The 20,073-nt window shown below is 71.3% G+C and carries 15 protein-coding genes and 1 pseudogene; 6 read left to right on the top strand and 10 right to left on the bottom strand.

What is annotated here, in order from left to right; genetic code table 11:
* Positions 1-70 precede the first annotated feature (70 nt).
* The 3 genes from ACWF79_RS25685 to ACWF79_RS25675 form a co-directional block, all read right to left on the bottom strand.
* The gene (locus tag ACWF79_RS25685; RefSeq protein ID WP_453730497.1) at positions 71-1,516 is read right to left on the bottom strand and encodes a glycoside hydrolase family 16 protein; all 1,446 of its coding nucleotides are present in this window, start codon (positions 1,514-1,516) and stop codon (positions 71-73) included.
* Positions 1,517-1,626: 110 nt separating this feature from the next.
* The gene (locus tag ACWF79_RS25680) at positions 1,627-2,514 is read right to left on the bottom strand and encodes an aldo/keto reductase (protein ID WP_453730496.1); all 888 of its coding nucleotides are present in this window, start codon (positions 2,512-2,514) and stop codon (positions 1,627-1,629) included.
* Positions 2,514-3,407, bottom strand: a complete 894-nt coding sequence (locus tag ACWF79_RS25675) for an NAD-dependent epimerase/dehydratase family protein (RefSeq protein WP_453730495.1) — start codon at positions 3,405-3,407, stop codon at positions 2,514-2,516. The genes ACWF79_RS25680 and ACWF79_RS25675 overlap by 1 nt, the downstream gene beginning before the upstream one ends.
* Before the next feature lie 44 nt (positions 3,408-3,451).
* Here ACWF79_RS25675 and ACWF79_RS25670 point away from each other — a divergent pair, with 44 nt between their 5' ends.
* Positions 3,452-3,976, top strand: coding sequence for an Lrp/AsnC family transcriptional regulator (locus ACWF79_RS25670; protein WP_453730494.1), 525 nt, complete (start codon positions 3,452-3,454; stop codon positions 3,974-3,976).
* 19 nt (positions 3,977-3,995) lie between these two features.
* Here the strand turns inward: ACWF79_RS25670 and ACWF79_RS25665 are convergent, their stop codons facing one another.
* Positions 3,996-4,580 carry a TetR/AcrR family transcriptional regulator gene (locus ACWF79_RS25665; protein ID WP_453730493.1) on the bottom strand — a complete coding sequence of 195 codons (585 nt, stop codon included), beginning with the start codon at positions 4,578-4,580 and terminating at the stop codon, positions 3,996-3,998.
* Positions 4,581-4,632: 52 nt separating this feature from the next.
* On the opposite strand from ACWF79_RS25665, the gene ACWF79_RS25660 reads away from it, so the two are divergent.
* The 4 genes and pseudogenes from ACWF79_RS25660 (at position 4,633) to ACWF79_RS25645 (ending at position 7,220) form a co-directional block, all read left to right on the top strand.
* Positions 4,633-5,193 carry a GNAT family N-acetyltransferase gene (locus ACWF79_RS25660; protein ID WP_453730492.1) on the top strand — a complete coding sequence of 187 codons (561 nt, stop codon included), beginning with the start codon at positions 4,633-4,635 and terminating at the stop codon, positions 5,191-5,193.
* Between the two features lie 29 nt (positions 5,194-5,222).
* Positions 5,223-5,527 (top strand): annotated as a pseudogene (locus tag ACWF79_RS25655) (MerR family transcriptional regulator).
* Positions 5,528-5,581: 54 nt separating this feature from the next.
* On the top strand, positions 5,582-6,073 hold the full coding sequence (locus ACWF79_RS25650; protein ID WP_453730491.1) for a hypothetical protein: 492 nt from the start codon (positions 5,582-5,584) through the stop codon (positions 6,071-6,073).
* A gap of 40 nt (positions 6,074-6,113) precedes the next feature.
* A complete protein-coding gene (locus tag ACWF79_RS25645) occupies positions 6,114-7,220 on the top strand; it encodes a zeta toxin family protein (protein ID WP_453730490.1) in 1,107 nt (368 codons plus the stop codon).
* A 13-nt stretch (positions 7,221-7,233) separates the two neighbouring features.
* Here ACWF79_RS25645 and thrS read toward each other — a convergent pair whose 3' ends face one another.
* A complete protein-coding gene (gene thrS, locus ACWF79_RS25640; protein ID WP_453730489.1) occupies positions 7,234-8,499 on the bottom strand; it encodes a threonine--tRNA ligase in 1,266 nt (421 codons plus the stop codon).
* A 189-nt stretch (positions 8,500-8,688) separates the two neighbouring features.
* The gene (locus ACWF79_RS25635) at positions 8,689-9,723 is read right to left on the bottom strand and encodes a DUF6817 domain-containing protein (protein WP_453730488.1); all 1,035 of its coding nucleotides are present in this window, start codon (positions 9,721-9,723) and stop codon (positions 8,689-8,691) included.
* Between the two features lie 143 nt (positions 9,724-9,866).
* Here ACWF79_RS25635 and ACWF79_RS25630 point away from each other — a divergent pair, with 143 nt between their 5' ends.
* Positions 9,867-12,101: a HelD family protein gene (locus ACWF79_RS25630; protein ID WP_453730487.1), complete on the top strand. Its 2,235-nt coding sequence runs from the start codon at positions 9,867-9,869 to the stop codon at positions 12,099-12,101.
* Here the strand turns inward: ACWF79_RS25630 and glgB are convergent.
* The 4 genes from glgB to ACWF79_RS25610 all read right to left on the bottom strand — a co-directional run bounded on the left by glgB (position 12,087) and on the right by ACWF79_RS25610 (position 19,764).
* Positions 12,087-14,357 (bottom strand): 1,4-alpha-glucan branching enzyme, encoded by a 2,271-nt coding sequence (gene glgB, locus ACWF79_RS25625; RefSeq protein ID WP_453730486.1) that lies wholly within the window; start codon positions 14,355-14,357, stop codon positions 12,087-12,089. The two genes, ACWF79_RS25630 and glgB, sit on opposite strands and share 15 nt — an antisense overlap.
* A gap of 130 nt (positions 14,358-14,487) precedes the next feature.
* A complete protein-coding gene (locus ACWF79_RS25620) occupies positions 14,488-15,831 on the bottom strand; it encodes a maltokinase N-terminal cap-like domain-containing protein (RefSeq protein WP_453730485.1) in 1,344 nt (447 codons plus the stop codon).
* A gap of 241 nt (positions 15,832-16,072) precedes the next feature.
* Positions 16,073-17,782: a maltose alpha-D-glucosyltransferase gene (gene treS, locus ACWF79_RS25615; RefSeq protein WP_453730484.1), complete on the bottom strand. Its 1,710-nt coding sequence runs from the start codon at positions 17,780-17,782 to the stop codon at positions 16,073-16,075.
* The gene (locus ACWF79_RS25610) at positions 17,779-19,764 is read right to left on the bottom strand and encodes an alpha-1,4-glucan--maltose-1-phosphate maltosyltransferase (protein ID WP_453730483.1); all 1,986 of its coding nucleotides are present in this window, start codon (positions 19,762-19,764) and stop codon (positions 17,779-17,781) included. The genes treS and ACWF79_RS25610 overlap by 4 nt, the downstream gene beginning before the upstream one ends.
* Positions 19,765-20,073 lie beyond the last annotated feature (309 nt).

The raw sequence follows: 20,073 nt of genomic DNA, 5'->3' as shown, positions 1-20,073 counted from the left end.
CCCCGGCCGCACGCGCGGCCGGGGGCGCCCCATCTTCACGAACCACGAACCACGAACCACGTCTCCCGGATCAGGAGAACGGGATCCGGACCACCGACTGGTTCCCCACGCCGACCGTGCTCGGCCCGTTGCCGATCGCGTTCCACACCTCGACGCGGACCCGTCCGTTCGACAGGTCCCCGTGGCTGCCGGTCGCCGATTTCAGGCCGCGCGCCTGGGTGTAGTGCTCGTACCCCGGTACGGGATCGGTCGCGAAGTACGCGTAGGTCTCCACGCGCTCCCAGCTCCCGTCGCCCGTCCGGTCGTAACTGACCCGCACCTGCTGCCCGTTGGCGACGACCGACCCGGCGTCCACGAACAGGTCGAAGTGCGTCGCGCCGCCGTTGTACGTACGTGTGATCGGGCCGGAGGTGAAGACCTGCGGGTTCGACGGCGTGCCGTCGTGGTTGGCGCCGCCCGCCGAGGCCAGCGAGACGGTGGAGGCCGCGGCCTGGGCGTCACCCGCGCCACCGCCGGTCCGCAGGTACAGCTGCGAGGAGCCCGACGGCGGCGGTGTCGTCGGCGGGGTCGTCGTGCCGCCGCCCTTCGTCCACACCGCCACGTAGTCGACGAGCATCGGTCGCCCGGAGACCGTCGCGGCGGTCGGGGTCGGGCCGCCCAGGGCGTCCGGGAAGGCGCCGCCCATCGCCACGTTGAGGAGCAGGAAGTAGCCCGCGTGGCTGGTCATGTCGGCCCAGGCCTGGGCGCCGACGCGGGTCTCGTTCACGCTGTGGAAGAGCTGGTCGTCCACGTACCAGCGCAGCTCGTTGGGGGAGACCGAGCGGTCCCATTCGAAGCGGTACGTGTGGAAGGCGGACTGGCAGCTCGCCCCCGGGCAGACACGGCTGGCGCCGATGCCGGTGGTCTCGCCGCACGGCCCGCCCGGGTTCACGCCGCAGTGCAGCACGCCCCAGACCGAGTTGATGCCGTTGACGTTCTCCATGATGTCGAACTCGCCGATGGCGGGCCAGTTCCAGTAGTTGCCCCGGTAGGGCGCGCCCAGCGCCCAGAAGGCGGGCCAGTAGCCGGCGGCCTGCGCCCCGGTCACGTTCGGCATCTGAATCCGGCCCTCGATGCGCAGCGTCCCGCCCGCCGGAGCCTTGAAGTCGGCGCGCTTCGTCTCGATCCGGGCCGAGGTCCAGTTGCCCGCGCCGTCCTTGAGCGGGGTGATGCGGAGGTTCCCGGTGCCGTCGAGGCGCAGGTTGTCGGGGCTCGACGTGTAGTTCTGGATCTCTCCGGTGCCCCAGTTGGCGGGGCCGCCCGGGTAGCCGTGGCCGGTGTCGATCTGCCACTCGGCGGCGTTCGGGAGGGCACGGTCGGGGCCGTTGAAGTCGTCGCTCCACTGGAGCGACCAACCCGGCACCGGGGGGACGGCGCCGCTCGCGGTTCCGGCGCCGCCGAGGCCGAGGAGGGCGCCCGCGGCGAGGGCGGCGGCGAGGAGTGAGGCGAGGAGAGGGGTGCGTCGGACGCGGCTCAAGGAGAACACCTCCGCTGGGGGGACGAGCGCCTGAGAGCGCTCTCAGGAAGCTTTTGTAGATGGAGACACCGGACCCGTCAATGGGTCCGGTGCCTTCGACCGTCGAACGCCTAGGGAACGTCCAGCTCGGCCAACTCCCGTGTACTCAACACAAGTTCGACGGCGGCCGCCGAATCCCGTACGGTCTCCGGCCGACTCGCACCGGGGATCGGCAGCACCGTCTCCGACCGCGCGAGCAGCCACGCCAGCGCCACCCGCTGCGGGCTCACCCCCCGCGCCCGCCCGATCCGGTGGAACGCCCCGAACTCCGGGTCCTCCGTCAGGTCCGACGCCCCGTCCAGTGAACTGCGCGAGATCCCGCCCAGCGGACTCCACGGCATGAAGGCGAGCCCGAGCTCCGCGCAGAGCCGCAGCTCCGCCTCGGCGTCCCGTACGGCGGGGGAGTACCGGTTCTGCACGGAGACCAGCCGCTCGCCCAGCACCTCCCGGGCGAGCCGGATCTGACCCACGTCCACGTTCGAGATGCCGGCCAGCCGGATCGTCCCCGAGTCCAGCAACTCCCGGATCGCGCCCAGCGATTCCGCGTAGGGTACGGCCGGGTCCGGCTTGTGGAGCTGGTAGAGCCCGATCGCCTCGACGCCGAGCCGCCGCGCCGACGCCTCGGCCGCGCGCCGCAGGTGCTCCGGCCGGCCGTCCACCGTCCAGCCGCCGTCGGCGGTCCGCCCCCGGCCGCCCTTCGTCGCCACCAGCACGTCAGCGGTCCGGCCACGACCCCCGTACGTGGCCAGCGCCCGTGCCACCAGCAGCTCGCCGGTCCCCGGCTCGCCGCCGGGCGGGTGGTAGGAGTCCGCCGTGTCGAGCAGCGTCACGCCCGCGTCGAGCGCCGCGTGGACGGTGGCCACGGCGCGGGCCTCGTCCGGGTGTCCCTCGATGGAGAGCGGCATGGCGCCGAGTCCGACCGCTCCGACCCGTACGTCTCCGAGCATGCGGTACCGCATCAGCGTGCCCCCAGGGTCTCGGAAAGGGCCTGTGCGAGCCACTCGCGAGAATTCCGGAACGAGAATCCGAGAGCGGTCGCGCGCGCGTTGTCCATTCCGTACGAGCGGGCGAAGGAGAACGGTGACACCTCGCCGACCTCCACGTTCCGGAATACGGTCCGGCCGCCCGTCTGCCGCTCGATCTCCGCGCATATCTCGGCGGTGGTGAGCGGGCCGGTGGAATGCGCGTTGACCGGCCCGGTGAATTCGGCCTCCGCCGCCCACGCCAGGAAGTCCGCGATCTCCTCGACGTACACATAGGTGGCCGGGTGGTTCACCGGCGGTACGGCGATCGGCTCGCCCGCCCGGACACGGTCCGCGTAGTGGCCGACCCGCCCCGTGAAATCATCGGCGCCGCCGAGCACATGGGCGACCCGCACCGCCGTGTACGGGAACGGAGGCTCGGCCGCGAAGACCGCCTCCGCCTGCCGCTTTCCCTCTCCGTAATGGGAGTCGAGGAACTCCGGGTCGTCCCAGGGGAGATCGAGATCGACGGTCACGGTACGCGGATCGACCGCCTCCTCCCGTACGGGAACGGCCGTGTCCTCGTACTCGTACACCTCGACCGTCGACGTCATCACATAGCGCCGCGTGCGCGGCCCGAAAACCCGCCGCGCGACAGCGGCCTGGCGCGGGGTGTAGCAGACCTGGTCGACGACGACATCGAATGTCCGGTCACCCAGCGCGCTTTCCAGGGCCGCCTCGTCGTTACGGTCGGCGACGAGGTGGGTGGTCCCTTCCGGTGTCCCCGAAGAACCCCGGTTGAGAATCGTCACGGCATGCCCGGAATCCAACAGACGGGCCGTCAGTCGCTTTCCCGCATAACGGTTCCCGCCGATGATCAGAATGTCCATACGACAAGTGTTACGTTGAGCGTGCGCCAACTGAAGGGGGAAACATGGGAGTCCCGGCCGCCGCGCCGAAGGAACCACGGCATCTGCGTCCCGCCACCAACGAAACGTCGGTGGGGGCCTTCGACGCCATCGACCGGCAGATCCTGGAGCTCGTCCAGGAGGACGGCCGGATCAAGCTCAGCGAGCTGGGCCGGCGCGTCCGCCTGAGCCCCGCGGCCGTCACCGAACGGGTGCGCAGGCTGGAGGCGTGCGGGGCGATCACCGGCTACGGCGCCCATGTCTCCCCCGCGCGGCTCGGGTACGGCATCCAGGCCTTCATCCGCGTCGACCCGCACGGCGGCTACACCCTCAAGCACCCCAGGACCCTGGAGCTGATGGCCCGGCCGGAGATCCTCGAGGTCCACCACGTCGTCGGCGAGGACTGCTGGATCCTCAAGGTCGCGGTCACCGACACCATCCATCTCGAAGAGGTCCTGGAACAGACCTCGGCGCTCGGCCGGACGACGACCTCGATCGTCCTGTCGTCCCCGGTCGAGCGCAAACCCCTCCTGCCTCCGGGCGCCGGGTGACGTGGCCCTTCGAGACGGGTCAGCGAGCGAGCCCTGACACGTAGTCGTCGAGCAGCTCCACCTGTCGGTCCGGCGGGAACGCCGCAGGGTCCAGCAGGCTCTGGACGACCAGGCCGAGGGTGAAGGACTGGGCGCCCGCCGCGACGTGCTCCGGGTCGCCGGACGGGAGCTCGCCGGTCTCCTGCGCGGCGGCGACGGCCTCCCGAAGGCGGTCGCGGCCACGTGCGTACTTCCCGGCGTACTCCGCGCGCAGGGCGGGGTCGGCGAGCGCCGTGTCCCAGGAGGAGACCCAGATCCGGTTGGAGTCGGTGGCCTCGGGAGTCAGCGGCAGTATGTCGAGCAGGGCGTTCCGTACGGCCGCGAGGCCCGTGCCTGCCGTGCGCCGCGAGCGGGCGGCGGTGCGCCGGTCGAGCAGGTCGAGGGCGTACGCGACGAGGTCGCTCTTGGTGGGGAAGTAATGGGTCAGCAGGCCCGTGGTCGCGCCCAGCTCCGTGGCGACCGCCCGCAGCGTCAGTCCGCCGAAGCCGCGCGTGGCCAGCACCCGCCAGACCGCCTCCGAGACTTCGAGTCGGCGGGCCTCGTGGTCCCCCTTGGCGCGTGGCATGCTGCTACTGTACATATCCGTAACAGTTGTTATGTGAATGGGGGCCGCCGCCATGTTCTCCCTCCCCCTGCGGGACAACGCCCTGCTGAGCCCGCTGGAGATCTGGCACGCCGAGGAGTTCGCCGCGCACATGGACCGGGCGCGTGACCACATCCGGCCGTGGGTCGGGCAGTCCTTCGTCACCGACAGCCTCGACGGCGCCCGCGCCACCTTGAGCCGGTACGCCGAGCGGCAGGCGGCGGACGGCGCCCGCCTCTACGGCATCCGGCGGGACGGCGCCCTGGTCGGCGGCGTCATGTTCACCACCTTCGACGCGGCCTCCGGCGCCTGCGAGGTCGGCTGCTGGCTGGAACCGGCGGCGGAGGGGGACGGACTCATCACGGTCGCGTGCCGGACCCTGCTCGACTGGGCGTTCCTCACCCGGGGCCTGCACCGCGCCACCTGGCACTGCCGCGCGGACAACGCGCGCAGCGCGGCGGTGGCCGAGCGGCTCGGCATGACCCTGGAGGGCGTGGAGCGGGAGTCGTGGCTCTACGACGGCATCCGGTACGACACGCAGAACTGGGCGGTCCTGGCCCACGAGTGGCGGGCGGCGGGGCCGGCCTTGCCTTGACGCCGGCGTCAAGGCGCACGTTCGGGCCCATGCGAATCGGCGAGCCGGCCGAGCGCCCCGGGACGACCACGCGGACTCTGCGCCACTACGAGTCCCGTGACCTCCTGGCCGCCCGGAGAACGGTTACCGCACCTACGACGAGGACGACCTGCGCCTCCTCCGGATCAACGTGGACCACAACCCGGAGACGACGGGCCGCCACGGTGTCCTGGCCACACCGACGCTGATGCTCTTCCGCGCGGGCGAACCGGTGAAGTCCCTGGTCGGCGCCCGCGCGAAGCGCCGCCTCCTCCTCCAGGAGCTGGAGGACGTACTGCCTCCGGCCCGGGGGTAGGTCTGGCAGGATTCGACCGAGGCGAGGACGGACAAAGAGGCGAGGGTGGGAATCATGACCGACGAGAAGCCGTCGCTGCGTGCGTACATCGACCGTTACGCGGCGGGGGAGATCCCGCGCGACGAGGCCATCGCGACGATCGCCGCCTGGGACTTCGAGGTGGTGTGGTACTACACCGCCGAGGACCCCATCCAGGACAACAGCATGGCCGTGATCAACGAGGCCCGGTCGCTCGGCAAGCTGTCGAACGACGACTTGGGGGAGATCCTCGCGCGTGTCGCTCGGGGGAGGGGAGGTCCCCACGACAGGAGGCCTTCGCTGCGCGCGTACATCGACCGTTACGCGGCGGGCGAGATCCCGCGCGACGTGGCCCTGGCGACCATCGGCGCGTGGGACTTCGAGGAGGAGTGGTCCGACCCGTTGTATCCGGAACCGACAAGCCAGGACAACCACCTGGGCGTGGTCAACGTGGCCCGAGGGCTCGGCAAGCTGACGGAGGAAGACATCGAGGTGATCCGCGTCCTCCTTCAGCGGCGTGGGTTCTGATCGTGGAGGGACGGGGTTCGAGCAGGGGAGGGAACCGCGCGTGCGGGTGACGGGGGAGTACGAGCCGACCTACCGGGAGCTTCAGCACCGGATGGGCGTCGGGGGCGACCTGGCGATCGGGGGCGAGTTCGACACCAAGAACCGCTTTTCGACGCGTGGAATGTGGACGCCCGAGCGAGCGCGGATGCACGACGCGCTCGTGGAGCGGTTCAAGGAGCAGTGCAGGGGGAAGCCCCGCGACGGCCACGCCGTGCTCTTCACGGGTGGAGCGCCCGGTTCCGGTAAGGGGCGGGCGCGGCGCTCTCTGGGGCACTGGGGGGCACAGGACTCCGCCCTCGGTGAAGAGCTGCGCCGCGTGCACGGAGTGGACCTGAACGACTATGTCGTGCTCGATCCGGACGATTTCAAGGTGATGCTCTTCGAGCACGGTGGCGCACCGGAGTTGCCTGCCACGCTCGATCACCTGTCCGACGGCCGGGCCTTGTCCCCGTCGGAGAAGGCCTCCCTGGTGCACCAGGAGTCGGGCCACGTGCACAACCTGATCGAGGCGTGGGCCCGCGACGAGGGCTACAACCTGGTGTACGACCAGTCTCTGCGGGCCTACGGCTGGACCGCGGACCGGCTGGCGACACTCCAGCAAGAGGGCTACGACAAACGCGTGGTCCTCTCCGTCGAAGTCCCCGAGCAGCAGTGTCTGGACCAGAACGCGGAACGCTGGGAGCGCGGCCGCCGCGACTTCGACGCCGGCAAGGACTGGTACGGCGGCCGTATGGCGCCCGAAGGCTTCATCCGGAGCCTCTACGAGGCCAGCAGCACGGGCCGCGGCTACTCCGTCGGCCGCGAGAACGCCGAGAAGCTCGCCGACCAGGGCCTGGCTACCGGGCTGATCACCACCGACCGAGGCGACTTCGGCCCGACGCCGCCACCGGCCCCGGCTCCGGGACCCGCTCCGTCGGTCGCCGTCCCCGCCCCCACCCGCGCCTTCCAGCAGGGCGACACGACCGTACGGGTGCGCCCCGGGGCCGAGTTCATGCCCGGTGTGGCCATGACTCCCACCCGGCCCCCGGCCCCCCGTGGCCCTGCCGCGCCGGCGGCGCCCCCGCCACCCGGGCCCGCGCCGACGCGAGGCACGGGCATCGACCGGTGACCGGCCAGGCGCGCTAGCTGTCCCACAACGCGGCGCTATAGGCGCCGACTTGGTCCTCGATCCGCCGGAGGACCTCGTCGGCCGGTCGCGGGTCGAGCCTGCGGCCGTCGCGCAGCCGCAGCGCCACCCGGCCGTCGGCGGCCTCCCTCGCGCCGACGACCGCCTGGTACGGGACGAGTCGGGCCTCCCGGATCCGGGCGCCGAGGGTGCCTCGGTCCGGGCCCGCCACCTCGGCCCGGAGACCGCGCTCGACGCATCGGGCAGCCAGCGCCTCGGCGACCGACCGCTCGGACTCCGAGACCGGCAGGACCACCAGCTGGACCGGGGCCAGCCACGCCGGGAAGGCGCCGCCGTGCTGTTCGAGCAGGTGGGCGACGGCCCGCTCCACGCTGCCGACGACACTGCGGTGGATCATGACCGGCCGGTGCCTGGCGCCGTCGGCGCCGATGTAGCGCAGGTCGAACCGCTCCGGCTGGTGGAAGTCGATCTGCACGGTCGACAGGGTCGACTCCCGCCCCGCGCCGTCCGCCACCTGGACGTCGATCTTCGGCCCGTAGAACGCGGCCTCGCCCTCGGCCGGCTCGTACGGCAGCCCGGAGGCGTCGAGCACCTCCTCCAGGAGGGCCACCGAGCGCCGCCACAGCGCGGGCGCCTCGACGTACTTCCCGCCAGGACCGGGCAGCGAGAGCCGGTACCGCGCGGGCTCGATGCCCATCGCCTCGTACGCCCTCCGGATCAGCTCCAGCGCGCCGGCTGCCTCCTCCCGCACCTGGTCCAAGGTGCAGAAGATGTGGGCGTCGTTGAGCTGGATGGCCCGGACTCGGGTCAATCCGCCGAGGACGCCCGAGAGTTCGGAGCGGTACATGGGGCCGAGCTCGGCCATGCGCAGCGGGAGTTCGCGGTAGCTGTGCGCACGGGAGCGGAAGATGACGGCGTGGTGCGGGCAGAGGCTGGGCCTCAGGACGACCTGCTCGCCGCCGAGCTCCATGGGCGGGAACATGTCGTCGCTGTAGTGCGCCCAGTGCCCGGAGATCTCGTACAGCTCGCGTTTGCCGAGCACGGGCGAGTACACGTGCCGGTACCCGGCCCGCCTCTCGACCTCGCGGACGTACTCCTCCAACGCGTGCCGTACGGCGGCCCCGGCGGGCAGCCAGTACGGCAGTCCGGCTCCGATCAGCGGGTCGGTGCCGAACAGCTCCAGCTCGCGGCCGAGCCTGCGGTGGTCGTGGTCCACGGAGTCCATGGCGTTTACGGAGTCCTTGGTGTTCATGGCGTTCATGGCGTTCTCCTGAGGGGCTCGCCCGGGACGAGCGACCGGAGGAACGACGAAGCCCCGGGGCGCTCGGCCCCGGGGCTTCGTGACGAATACAGCGGTCAGCGCGCCGGGACACTCTCCGGCGTCGTCGTGAGGACCGCGGCACGCTTCATACGGACGACGGTAGCGGGTCCGCTTCCGGGCCGCACGGGGTTATTCGCCGTGCTCCGCCCGGAGCCTCAGGCCGACGCGGCGCGTGACGAGGTTGACCGACGTGACCTCGACGCAGAGGTCGTCCCCCTCCCCGGGGGTGAGGCCCCCGAGGTCCTTCTCGTGCAGCACGCCGTCGACGCCGGGGGCCACCTCGACGAGAACCCCGAAGGGCACGACGGCGGTGACCCTCCCGCGGCGCACGCCGGTGAATCCGGCGCGGGCGAACGCGGCCAACGGATCGGGCTCCAGGGCCTTGAGCGAGAGGGAGATCCGCTCCCGGCCCATGTCCACGTCGAGTACCTCGAAGGCGTGCTCCTCGCCCTCGGCGATGACGTCCGAGGGAAAGTCGTAGCGGTACCAGGACACCTCGGGGATGTTCATCATGGCCTGGACGCCGCCCAGTTCCACGAAGGTCACGCCGAAGCTCGCGATCACGGAGACGACTCCGGTGACGACGTCGCCCCGCTCCAGGCCGTTCAGGAACGCCTCGCGTTCCGCGCCCCGCAACGTGAGCTGTTCGCGGGCCGCCTCGAAGGCCGGCTCGCCGAGCAGTCGACGCCAGCGGGTGAACAGCTTCAGCAGCCCGCCGCCGTGGCGGGACCGCAGTTCCTGGTTGTGGTGCAGCACGTCCAGTTCGTTCGCCGCCGTCAGCTCCGCGAAATCCTTCCGCTGCCGTTCCGTCGGAGTGAACGTTTCGCCCGTGAACCGGTCACGGAAGAGGCCGTCCTCGTTTCCCAGCGCCGCATAGGAGACGTCGCGGTCGCAGCTCGCGTAGAAGTACACGATTTCCTCGGCCTCCGCGCCGATCGCCGCCGCCAGAACGTCCCGCTCCTCCAGTGGCAGCAGATGCTCGGCGAAGCCGTCCGTGCCGTAGAAGGCGTGGCACAGTCCCGCGAGTCGGAGTGCGTCCCGCGCGCCCCAGGCGGCCAGCCGGGCCTCGACCCGGTCCAGGTGGGCGAGGAGCGTGCCGCCCGGGTGGTCCAGTGTCCCCGCGCCGCGGGCGATCAGCAGTTCACGTGCCTTGTCTCTCCCCATGGCACAGAAAAATACCCCGACTAGAATTGACAGTCGGGGTTATGCGTCGCGTATATTCAGAGGTTCCGTGTTCGCGCACCAGAATGGCTCGAAAATTACACGGAGAAGTTCACTAAAAGCACTGTATCGCGCCGGGAGTCGAATTGTCAACCGAGGAATTTCGGAAAGAGCAGCAATTCATCACACAGCTCTACGCACGACTCGACGACCTGAGGGACCGGGCCGAGGCCGAGGTGGGCAAGGCGCTCAAGGCGCCCTGGGTCGGCAATCAGGGGCGTCTGGAGCGGGACGTGCTCGTGGCGGAGCAGACCGGGGTGCTCGCCGCGCTCGACGCGGGCGAGACCGGGCTCTGCTTCGGGCGGCTCGTCTTCCGGGACGGGCGCGACCACCACATCGGGCGGATCGGCATCCGTGAGGACGACCCCAACCGCACGCCCCTCGTCGTCGACTGGCGCGCCGAGGTCGCCCGGCCCTTCTACCTGGCCACCGGGTACGAGCCGATGGGCCTCAGCCGCCGCCGGCACATCACCACGCACGGCCGCGAGGTGACCGCCCTCCACGACGAGGTCCTCGACCTCGCCGACGCGACCCGCACCGGGCACGAGCACCGCGACGCCGACGAGGTCCTCCTCGCCGCGCTCGACGCCGCCCGCACCGGGCGCATGCACGACATCGTGCAGACCATCCAGGCCGAGCAGGACCGCATCATCCGCTCCCCGCACCGCGGCGTCCTCGTCGTCGAGGGCGGCCCCGGCACCGGCAAGACCGCCGTGGCGCTGCACCGCGCCGCGTACCTCCTCTACGCCCATCGCGAGCAGCTCGCCAAGCGCGCCGTCCTCATCGTCGGCCCCAACCCCGCCTTCCTCGGCTACATCGGCAACGTCCTGCCCTCGCTCGGCGAGACCGGTGTCCTGCTCGCCACGCCCGCCGAACTCTTCCCCGGCGTCCGCGCCACCGGTACGGACACCCCGCGCGCCGCCGCCGTCAAGGGCGCCGCCGCCATGGCCGAGACGCTCGCCCTGGCGGTACGGGACCGGCAGCAGGTCCCCGAGCGCGGCGAACCGCTGATCGTCCCGCACGACGACGGCGACCTCGTCATCGACTGGGACATGGCCCTGGAAGCCCGCCACAAGGCCCGTGAGACGGCGCTCCCGCACAACCTCGCCCGCCCCTACTTCGTCTTCAACATCCTCGACTCACTCGCCGCGCAGCTCGCCGACCGCATCGGCGCCGACCCCTACGGCGGCCCCAACTTCCTCGGCCCCGACGACATCGCCCTGCTTGCCAAGGGCATCGCCGCCAACGCCGACGTCCACGCCGCCGTCGACACCCTCTGGCCGGACCTCACCCCCGAGGCCTTCCTCGCCGACTACCTCGCCGAGCCGACCCACCTCACCGATGAGGACGCCGCCGCGATCCGGCGCGAGCACGGCCCCTGGACCCCCGCCGACGTCCCGCTGCTCGACGAGGCCGCCGAACTCCTCGGCGTGGACGACTCGGCCGCCCGCGCCGCCGAGGAGGCCGAGCGGGAGAAGCAGATCCAGTACGCGCAGGGCGTCCTCGACGTCAGCTACGCCTCGCGGACCTACGAGTTCGAGGACAAGGAGGAGCAGGACAAGGACGCCGCCGAGGTCCTCGCCGCGCACGACATCATCGACGCCGAGCGGTTCGCCGAGCGGCACGAGGAGGCCGACCACCGCAGCGCCGCCGAACGCGCCGCCGCCGACCGCACCTGGGCCTTCGGCCACATCATCGTGGACGAGGCGCAGGAGCTCTCGGCGATGGCCTGGCGGCTGCTGATGCGCCGCAGCCCGACCCGCTCCATGACCCTGGTCGGCGACCCGGCGCAGACCGGCGACGCGGCCGGCGTCGGCGCGTGGGAGGAGATCCTCACGCCGTACGTGCAGGACCGCTGGGAGCTCGTACGGCTCGGGGTCAACTACCGCACCCCCGCCGAGATCATGGCCGTCGCCGCCGACGTCCGGCGCGAGGCCGACCCGGGCTTCGAGCCGCCCCGCTCGGTCCGCTCCACGGGCGTCGAGCCCTGGCGGCGCGCCGTCGAGGACCCGGTGAAGGAGGCCGCCGACGCGGTCGCCGCCGAGGCGCGGGACGAGGGCCGCCTCGCCGTGATCGCCCCGGCGGACCTCCACCCGGCGCTCACCGCCGCCCTTCCGGAGGCCTCCCACGGCCAGGACCCCGACCTGACCCGGCCGGTCGTCCTCCTCGACCCCCGGCAGGCCAAGGGCCTGGAGTTCGACACGGTCCTGGTCGTCGACCCGGACGGCATCCGGACCGGCGCCACGCACGGGATCAACGACCTGTACGTGGCGCTGACCCGGGCCACTCAGCGCCTCGGCGTCATCTCACGCCGGGCGTAGCCACACCGTCGCCAGCGGCGGCAGCGTCATCCGTACGCTCGCCGTACGGCCGTGGGACGGCACCGACTCGGTCTTCACCGGGTCGGTGTTCACCACGTCGCCGCCGCCGTACCGGGCCGCGTCCGTGTTCAGGACCTCCGCCCAGGCCGCGAACGCGTCCGGGACGCCGAGACGGAAGTCGTGCCGGACGACGGGCGAGAAGTTGCAGACCGCGAGCAGCGGCGAGCCCTCGGCGTCGTGGCGGAGGAAGGCGAAGACGTTGTCCTCGGCGGCGTCGCCCACCACCCACTGGAAGCCCTCGGGCGAGGTGTCCCGCTCCCACAGCGCCGGGGTCGCCCCGTAGACGGTGTTCAGGTCGCGCACGAGGTCCCGCACGCCCCGGTGGTCCGCCTCCGCGCCGTACGACGGGTCGAGCAGCCACCAGTCCGGTCCGTGCTCGGCGGACCACTCGCCGCCCTGCGCGAACTCCTGGCCCATGAACAGGAGTTGCTTGCCGGGGTGGGCCCACATGAAGCCGAGGTAGGCGCGGTGGTTGGCGCGCTGCTGCCACCAGTCGCCGGGCATCTTCGACACCAGCGCCTGCTTGCCGTGGACGACCTCGTCGTGGGAGATCGGCAGGATGTAGTTCTCGCTGTACGCGTACACCATCGAGAACGTCATCTCGTTGTGGTGGTACTTGCGGTGCACCGGCTCCTTCGCCATGTAGCCGAGGGAGTCGTGCATCCAGCCCATGTTCCACTTCATGCCGAAGCCGAGCCCGCCGAAGCCGCCGGGGCCGACCTGGTCGGTCGCCCGCGTCACGCCGTCCCAGGCCGTCGACTCCTCGGCGAAGGTGATGACGCCCGGGCAGCGCCGGTACACCGTCGCGTTCATCTCCTGGAGGAAGGCGACCGCGTCCAGGTTCTCCCGCCCGCCGAACTCGTTCGGCAGCCACTCGCCGTTCTCGCGCGAGTAGTCGAGGTAGAGCATCGAGGCGACCGCGTCCACGCGCAGGCCGTCGATGTGGAACTCCTCGCACCAGTACACCGCGTTGGCGACCAGGAAGTTCCGCACCTCCTTGCGGCCGTAGTCGAACTCCAGCGTGCCCCAGTCCGGGTGCGCGGAGCGGCGCGGGTCCTCGTGCTCGTACAGCGGCCGGCCGTCGAACTCCGCGAGCGCCCAGTCGTCGCGCGGGAAGTGCGCGGGCACCCAGTCCATCAGGACCCCGATCCCGGCCCGGTGCAGGGCGTCGACGAGGTACTTGAAGTCGTCGGGGGTGCCCAGGCGGGAGGTCGGGGCGTAGTAGCCGGTGACCTGGTAGCCCCAGGAGCCGCTGAAGGGGTGCTCGGCGACGGCCATGAACTCCACGTGCGTGAAGCCGAGATCGCTTACGTACGCGGGGAGTTGCTCGGCGAGCTGCCGGTACGTGAGCCCGGGCCGCCAGGACGGCAGATGCAGCTCGTAGACCGAGAGCGGGGCCTCGTGGTGCGGGCGGTCCCCGCGGCTCGCCATCCACTGGGCGTCGCCCCACTCGTGGTACGAGTCGGTGACCACGGAGGCGGTGTTCGGGGGGCACTCGGTGCGGCGGGCCATCGGGTCGGCGCGCAGCGTGTGGGAGCCGTCGGGGCGGGCGATGTCGAACTTGTAGACCGCGCCCTCGCCGATGCCCGGCACGAACAGCTCCCAGACGCCGGTGGCGCCCAGGGAGCGCATCGGCAGGGCCGTGCCGTCCCAGTGGGTGAAGTCGCCGGTGACGCGGACGCCTCGGGCGTTGGGCGCCCAGACCGTGAACCGGGTGCCGGTGACGCCCTGGTGGACCATCGTGCGGGCGCCGAGCACCTTCCACAGCTCCTCGTGCCGGCCCTCGCCGATCAGGTGGAGGTCCAGCTCGCCGAGGGCGGGAAGGAAGCGGTACGGGTCCTCCACGGGCATCTCGTCGCCGTCGTAGCGGACGCGCAGCTCGTAGGGCGGGATCTTGCGCAGCAGGGGCAGCAGCCCGGAGAAGAAGCCGTCGCCGTCGTCGTGCAGGACGACGCGCTTGCCCTTGGCGAGCACGGCGACCTCACGGGCGTACGGCCGCAGGACGCGGATCGCGACGCCGCCGCGCACGGGGTGCGCGCCGAGGTGGGCGTGCGGGTCGTGGTGCTCCCCGGCGAGCAGCCGCGCGCGGTCCCCGGGGTCGAGCGGCGGCGCCTTCCGTACGGCCTCCTGGGCGGCCCGGGGGGCGGGCGTCTTGGCCGGGGGCGCTGCCGTCTTGCGAGCGGATCGGGCGGTCACGGGGATGCCTCCTGCAAGGGTTTCGGAAGGTGGTGGGCTGAGGAAGATGCGCCGGTTCCCACGCAACCGCAACGCGGTCGCCCCCGCACAGGAAACTCGGCCGAACGGGCCTCACGGCCCTGTGACGTCGTCATTCGGCTCCCGACAGGCGTTCGATGGCTGACATGGGGACCGGGAGCCAGTCCGGGCGGTGGCGGGCCTCGTAGAGGACCTCGTAGACCGCCTTGTCCGTTTCGTAGGCGCGCAGCAGCGCCGGGTCCGACCGCGGGTCCGTGCCCGACGCCGAGGCGTAGCCCTCGCAATACGCCGACCTGCACCGCGTCGCCCACTCCGCGTTCCACGGGCGGTGGGTGCGCGCCGCGTAGTCGAAGGAGCGGAGCATGCCCGCCACGTCGCGGACCGCCGGCTGCGGGCGGCAGCGCTCGGCGAGCGGCTTCGCGGGCTCGCCCTCGAAGTCGATCACCGCCCAGCCGCCGTCCGCCGCGCGGAGCGTCTGGCCCAGGTGGAGGTCTCCGTGGATCCGCTGGAGGTGCCCGGAGCCCTCGCCCGCCTGGGCGAAGACCGCCCGCAGGCCGGGGACGTGCGGCAGCAGCGCCGGCACGGCCTGCGCGGCCGCGTGCAGCCGCTGGTCCATCTCGGCGGCCAGGTGCTCCGACTGCGTCCGGCGCAGCCGCTCCGTCGGCAGCGCCGTCGCCAGCGCGAGGTGCACCTCGGCCGTCGCCCGGCCGAGCGCGTGCGCCTCCTCGGTGAACTCCCGGCCCTCCGCGAGGGCGTCCAGGGCGAGCCGCCAGCCGTCGCGCGAGTCCCGCAGATACGGCTGCAGGACCCCGAGCGTGCTCGCGCCGGACTCGAACCAGGCCACCGGCGCCGGCACCCGCGCGCACCCTTCCCGGGCCAGCGCGAGCGGCAGCTCCAGGTCCGGGTTCACCCCGGGGCTGACCCGCCTGAAGATCTTCAGGATGTACGTATCGCCGTACACGAGCGAGGAGTTGGACTGCTCGGCGTCCAGGACCCGGGGGGCCAGGGACGCGGGCAGCTCGTCCGTGCCGTGGAACGTCAGGCCACCGATGCGGCCCGGGGTGCGCAGCCGTTCGTAGAGCAGTCCGGCGAGCCGCGGGTCCCGCAGCCCTTCGTAGACCGCCCGGCCTGCCAGCGGCCCCTGCCGGATCCGCCCGATCAGGGCGGGGGCGAGGCGGGGTGGCAGTTGGGTGCGGACGCCCAGCAGAAGTTGGTAGCAGTCGGCGGGCGTACCCGCCGGGCGGGCCGGTTGTTCCACCCGTACCAGGAGGTGCAGCAGCCCGGGTCCCGTGCCGTCCAGCGGCAGCAGCTCGGTCGCCGTTTCCAGTGTGAATCCGGTGACTCGGCGACCCTTGCCCGCGAACCAGCGCTGCCGGGGCAGCCATTCATGGAGCAGGGGAGCGAGTGACGGGAGGAGGGCGGCCGGGGCCCGGGTCGTGGATGCGGTCTCCGGCATGGCATCGCGTCCTTTCCCCGGGGGGCGCACATTCGAGTTCGCAGGAATCGAGTTCAAATGCGCAGAGTGTCCCGGATGGCGGCTTCGGCTGTCCGGATGTGCGGGACGTGTCGGATGGGGAAGATCCGTATGGGCCCGACAAGAAGGCCCGTATGGACCTGAATCGACTGTGTGTGGGACACAGTGCCCAGGGTGGCGCGGGGGAAACCCGCTCCACCCCGGGCAGTTGACTGACGATACGTCAGGAAGTCGTCAACCGGCTCTTCTTCAGGCGGAACCAGTAGAAGCCGTGACCGGCCAGCGTCAGCAGGTACGGCCACTGCCCGATCGCGGGGAACCGCACCTGGCCGATCAGCTCCACGGGGCTCATCCCGTCGAACTGCCGCAGGTCCAGCTCCGTGGGCTGCGCGAACCGCGAGAAGTTGTTCACGCAGAGCACCAGGTCGTCGTCGGACTCCCGGAGGAAGGCGAGCACCGCCGGGTTGGACGAGGGGAGTTCCGTGTACGAGCCGAGCCCGAAGGCCCGGTTCTGCTTACGGATCTCGATCATCCGCTTCGTCCAGTGGAGCAGCGACGACGGCGAGGCCATCCCCGACTCCACGTTCGTCACCTGGTAGCCGTGGACCGGGTCCATGATGGCCGGCAGCGTGAGCCGGCCCGGATCACAGGACGAGAATCCGGCGTTCCGGTCCGGCGTCCACTGCATCGGGGTGCGCACCCCGTCCCGGTCGCCGAGCCAGATGTTGTCGCCCATCCCGATCTCGTCGCCGTAGTACAGCACCGGTGAACCCGGCAGCGAGAAGAGCAGCGCGGTGAACAGCTCCATCTGCTTGCGGTCGTTGTCCAGGAGCGGGGCGAGCCGCCTGCGGATGCCGATGTTCGCCCGCATCCGGGGATCCTTGGCGTACTCCGCGTACATGTAGTCGCGCTCTTCGTCGGTGACCATCTCGAGCGTCAGCTCGTCGTGGTTGCGCAGGAAGATGCCCCACTGGCAGCCGTCCGGGATCGCCGGGGTCTTGGCCAGGATCTCGGAGACCGGGGTGCGCGACTCCCGCCGTACCGCCATGAAGATCCGGGGCATCACGGGGAAGTGGAACGCCATGTGGCACTCGTCGCCGCCCGAGGTGAAGTCCCCGAAGTAGTCGACCACGTCCTCCGGCCACTGGTTCGCCTCGGCGAGCAGCACCGTGTCCGGGTAGTGGTCGTCGATCTCCTTGCGGACCCGCTTGAGGAAGGCGTGCGTGGCCGGGAGGTTCTCGCAGTTGGTCCCCTCCTGCTGGTACAGGTACGGCACCGCGTCGAGCCGGAACCCGTCGATGCCGAGGTCGAGCCAGAACTTCAGCGCCGAGAGGATCTCCTCCTGCACCGCCGGGTTCTCGTAGTTGAGGTCCGGCTGGTGCGAGAAGAACCGGTGCCAGTAGTACTGCTTGCGCACCGGGTCGAAGGTCCAGTTCGACGTCTCCGTGTCGACGAAGATGATCCGGGCGTCCTGGAACTGCTTGTCGTCGTCGGCCCAGACGTAGTAGTCGCCGTACGGCCCGTCGGGGTTGGCGCGCGACTCCTGGAACCACGGGTGGGCGTCGCTCGTGTGGTTCATGACGAAGTCGATGATCACGCGCATGCCGCGCTGGTGCGCCGCGTCCACGAACTCCACGAAGTCGGCGAGATCGCCGAACTCCGGCAGCACGGAGGTGTAGTCGGCGACGTCGTAGCCGCCGTCCCGCAGCGGGGACTTGAAGAACGGCGGCAGCCAGAGGCAGTCGACGCCCAGCCACTGCAGGTAGTCCAGCCTGGACGTGATGCCCTTGAGGTCGCCTACGCCGTCCCCGTTGCTGTCCTGGAAGGACCGCACGAGCACTTCGTAGAAGACGGCCCGCTTGAACCAGTCCGGGTCACGGTCCTTGGCGGGCGTGTCCTCGAAGGTGTCAGGGACGGGTTCGTTGACTGTCATGGTGTGGGTGACCCTCCGGTCGACGGGGACGGTCGCAGGGCGAAGACGTGCGCGGGCGTGACGCCCGGCTCGAGGCGCACATAGTTGGCCCTGCCCCAGTGATAGGTCTCGCCGGTGAGCTCGTCGCGCACCGGTACGGTCTCGTGCCAGCCGAGGCCGAGTTCCGGCATGTTCAACGAGACCGTGGCCTCCTGGGTGTGGTGCGGGTCGAGGTTGGCGACCACCAGAACGGTGTTCGAACCCGAGCGCTTGCTGTACGCGATCACCGCGTCGTTGTCGGTCGTGTGGAAGTGGACGTTCCGCAGTTGACGCAGCGCCGGATGGCGGCGCCTGAGCCGGTTGAGCGTGGTGATCAGGGGCGCGATCGTGGCGCCCGTCCGCTCCGCCGACTCCCAGTCCCTGGGACGCAGTTGGTACTTCTCCGAGTCCCGGTACTCCTCGCTTCCCTCGCGCAGCGCGGTGCCCTCGCACAGCTCGTAGCCGGCGTACATCCCCCAGGTCGGCGAGAGGGTGGCCGCGAGCACCGCCCGCACCTCGAAGGCCGGCCGGCCGCCGTGCTGGAGGTAGGCGTGCAGGATGTCCGGGGTGTTCACGAAGAAGTTCGGGCGCATGTACGCCGCCGCGTCTCCGGACAGCTCGGTCACGTACTCCGTGAGCTCGGCCTTGGTGTTGCGCCAGGTGAAGTACGTGTACGACTGCTGGAAGCCGATCGCGCCGAGCGTGTGCATCATCGCGGGCCGGGTGAACGCCTCCGCCAGGAAGATCACGTCCGGGTCGGTGCCGTTGATCTCGCCGATCACCCGCTCCCAGAACACCACCGGCTTGGTGTGCGGGTTGTCGACGCGGAAGATCCGTACGCCGTGGTCCATCCAGTGCCGCAGCACCCGGACCGTCTCGGCGACGATGCCCTTCATGTCCTTGTCGAAGGCGATGGGGTAGATGTCCTGGTACTTCTTCGGCGGGTTCTCGGCGTAGGCGATCGAGCCGTCCGGGCGGTGGTGGAACCACTCCGGGTGCTTCTCCACCCACGGGTGGTCCGGCGAGCACTGGAGCGCGAAGTCGAGCGCGACCTCCAGGCGCAGCTCGCGGGCGCGCGCCACGAAGGCGTCGAAGTCCTCGATCGTGCCCAGGTCCGGGTGGACCGCGTCGTGGCCGCCCTCCGGGGAGCCGATCGCCCACGGCACGCCGACATCGCTCGGGCTCGCCGACAGCGCGTTGTTGGGGCCCTTGCGGTGGGTGGTGCCGATGGGGTGGATCGGCGGGAGGTAGACGACGTCGAAGCCCATCGCCGCGATGGCCGGAAGGCGTTCGGCCGCGGTGCGGAACGTGCCTGGTTTCGTGCGGCCCCGGACCTTCTTCACGCCCTCCGAGCGCGGGAAGAACTCGTACCAGGAGCCGAACAGCGCCCGCTCGCGCTCCACCCGGAGCGGCAACGCGGGCGAGGAGCTGACCAGTTCGCGCAGCGGATGCCGCGTCAGCGCCTCGGTCACCTGCGGGGCGAGCGCGGCCGCGAGCCGGGCGGTGGCCGGCCGGGACTCGTCCCGGAGCGCGTCGGCGGCCGCGAGGACGGCCTCGCGGCCGCCGCCCTTCTTCGGGACGCCCTTCGCGGCGCGTTCATGCAGCTCGGCGCCCTCGGCGAGGACCAGGGCGACGTCCATCCCGGCCGGGATCTTGATCTTCGCGGCGTGCCGCCAGGTCGCCAGCGGGTCGCTCCACGCCTCGACGGTGTACGTCCACAGCCCCTCGGCGTCCGGCGTGACCTCGGCGCCCCACCGGTCGGTGCCGGGGGCCAGTTCACGCATCGGGATCCAGGGGCCGGGACGGCCCGACGGGCCGCGCAGCACGACATTGGCGGCGACGGCGTCGTGGCCCTCGCGGAAGACGGTGGCGGTGACCTCGAAGGTCTCCCCGGCCACCGCCTTCGCGGGGCGGCGGCCGCAGTCGACCAGAGGGCGGACGTCCAGTACGGGAATGCGTCCCATGAGCGGATTCACAGCATCACCTGAGGGGGTACGGGGGTGCGGGTGGTGGTGCGCTCTTTGTAGCTCCGTCGACGGCTGGCGGGTTGCGGGCATGGCCGCTCCTGTGCGCGTTCACTCGGATGGCGGGTCTACGGATGTACGTACGGGGGGTCGTACGGGACGTACGTACGGGGTCACTCGGGGTGTACCGGGGGAGCCTTCCACCTGTTCCGGGTGGGCAATCCGGCGCTTTGTTAACTACTCGGGCGTAGTCCCGCGGGCAAGCGCCCGGACACAGGAAACCGGCCCCGTCCCCGTGGGACGAGACCG

This window comes from Streptomyces sp. NPDC054975, assembly GCF_053609105.1.
Note: the sequence above shows the minus strand (reverse complement) of the source record. Positions and strands in the feature narration are given on the sequence as shown.

Coding starts and splice junctions, on each gene's coding strand:
- ACWF79_RS25675 (WP_453730495.1), bottom strand. CDS start 3,407: ATGGACATTCTGATCATCGGCGGGAACCGTTATGCGGGAAAGCGACTG.
- ACWF79_RS25665 (WP_453730493.1), bottom strand. CDS start 4,580: ATGCCACGCGCCAAGGGGGACCACGAGGCCCGCCGACTCGAAGTCTCG.
- ACWF79_RS25670 (WP_453730494.1), top strand. CDS start 3,452: ATGGGAGTCCCGGCCGCCGCGCCGAAGGAACCACGGCATCTGCGTCCC.
- treS (WP_453730484.1), bottom strand. CDS start 17,782: ATGACAGTCAACGAACCCGTCCCTGACACCTTCGAGGACACGCCCGCC.
- ACWF79_RS25610 (WP_453730483.1), bottom strand. CDS start 19,764: ATGGGACGCATTCCCGTACTGGACGTCCGCCCTCTGGTCGACTGCGGC.
- ACWF79_RS25680 (WP_453730496.1), bottom strand. CDS start 2,514: ATGCGGTACCGCATGCTCGGAGACGTACGGGTCGGAGCGGTCGGACTC.
- ACWF79_RS25660 (WP_453730492.1), top strand. CDS start 4,633: ATGTTCTCCCTCCCCCTGCGGGACAACGCCCTGCTGAGCCCGCTGGAG.
- thrS (WP_453730489.1), bottom strand. CDS start 8,499: ATGAACGCCATGAACACCAAGGACTCCGTAAACGCCATGGACTCCGTG.
- ACWF79_RS25635 (WP_453730488.1), bottom strand. CDS start 9,723: ATGGGGAGAGACAAGGCACGTGAACTGCTGATCGCCCGCGGCGCGGGG.
- ACWF79_RS25650 (WP_453730491.1), top strand. CDS start 5,582: ATGACCGACGAGAAGCCGTCGCTGCGTGCGTACATCGACCGTTACGCG.
- ACWF79_RS25620 (WP_453730485.1), bottom strand. CDS start 15,831: ATGCCGGAGACCGCATCCACGACCCGGGCCCCGGCCGCCCTCCTCCCG.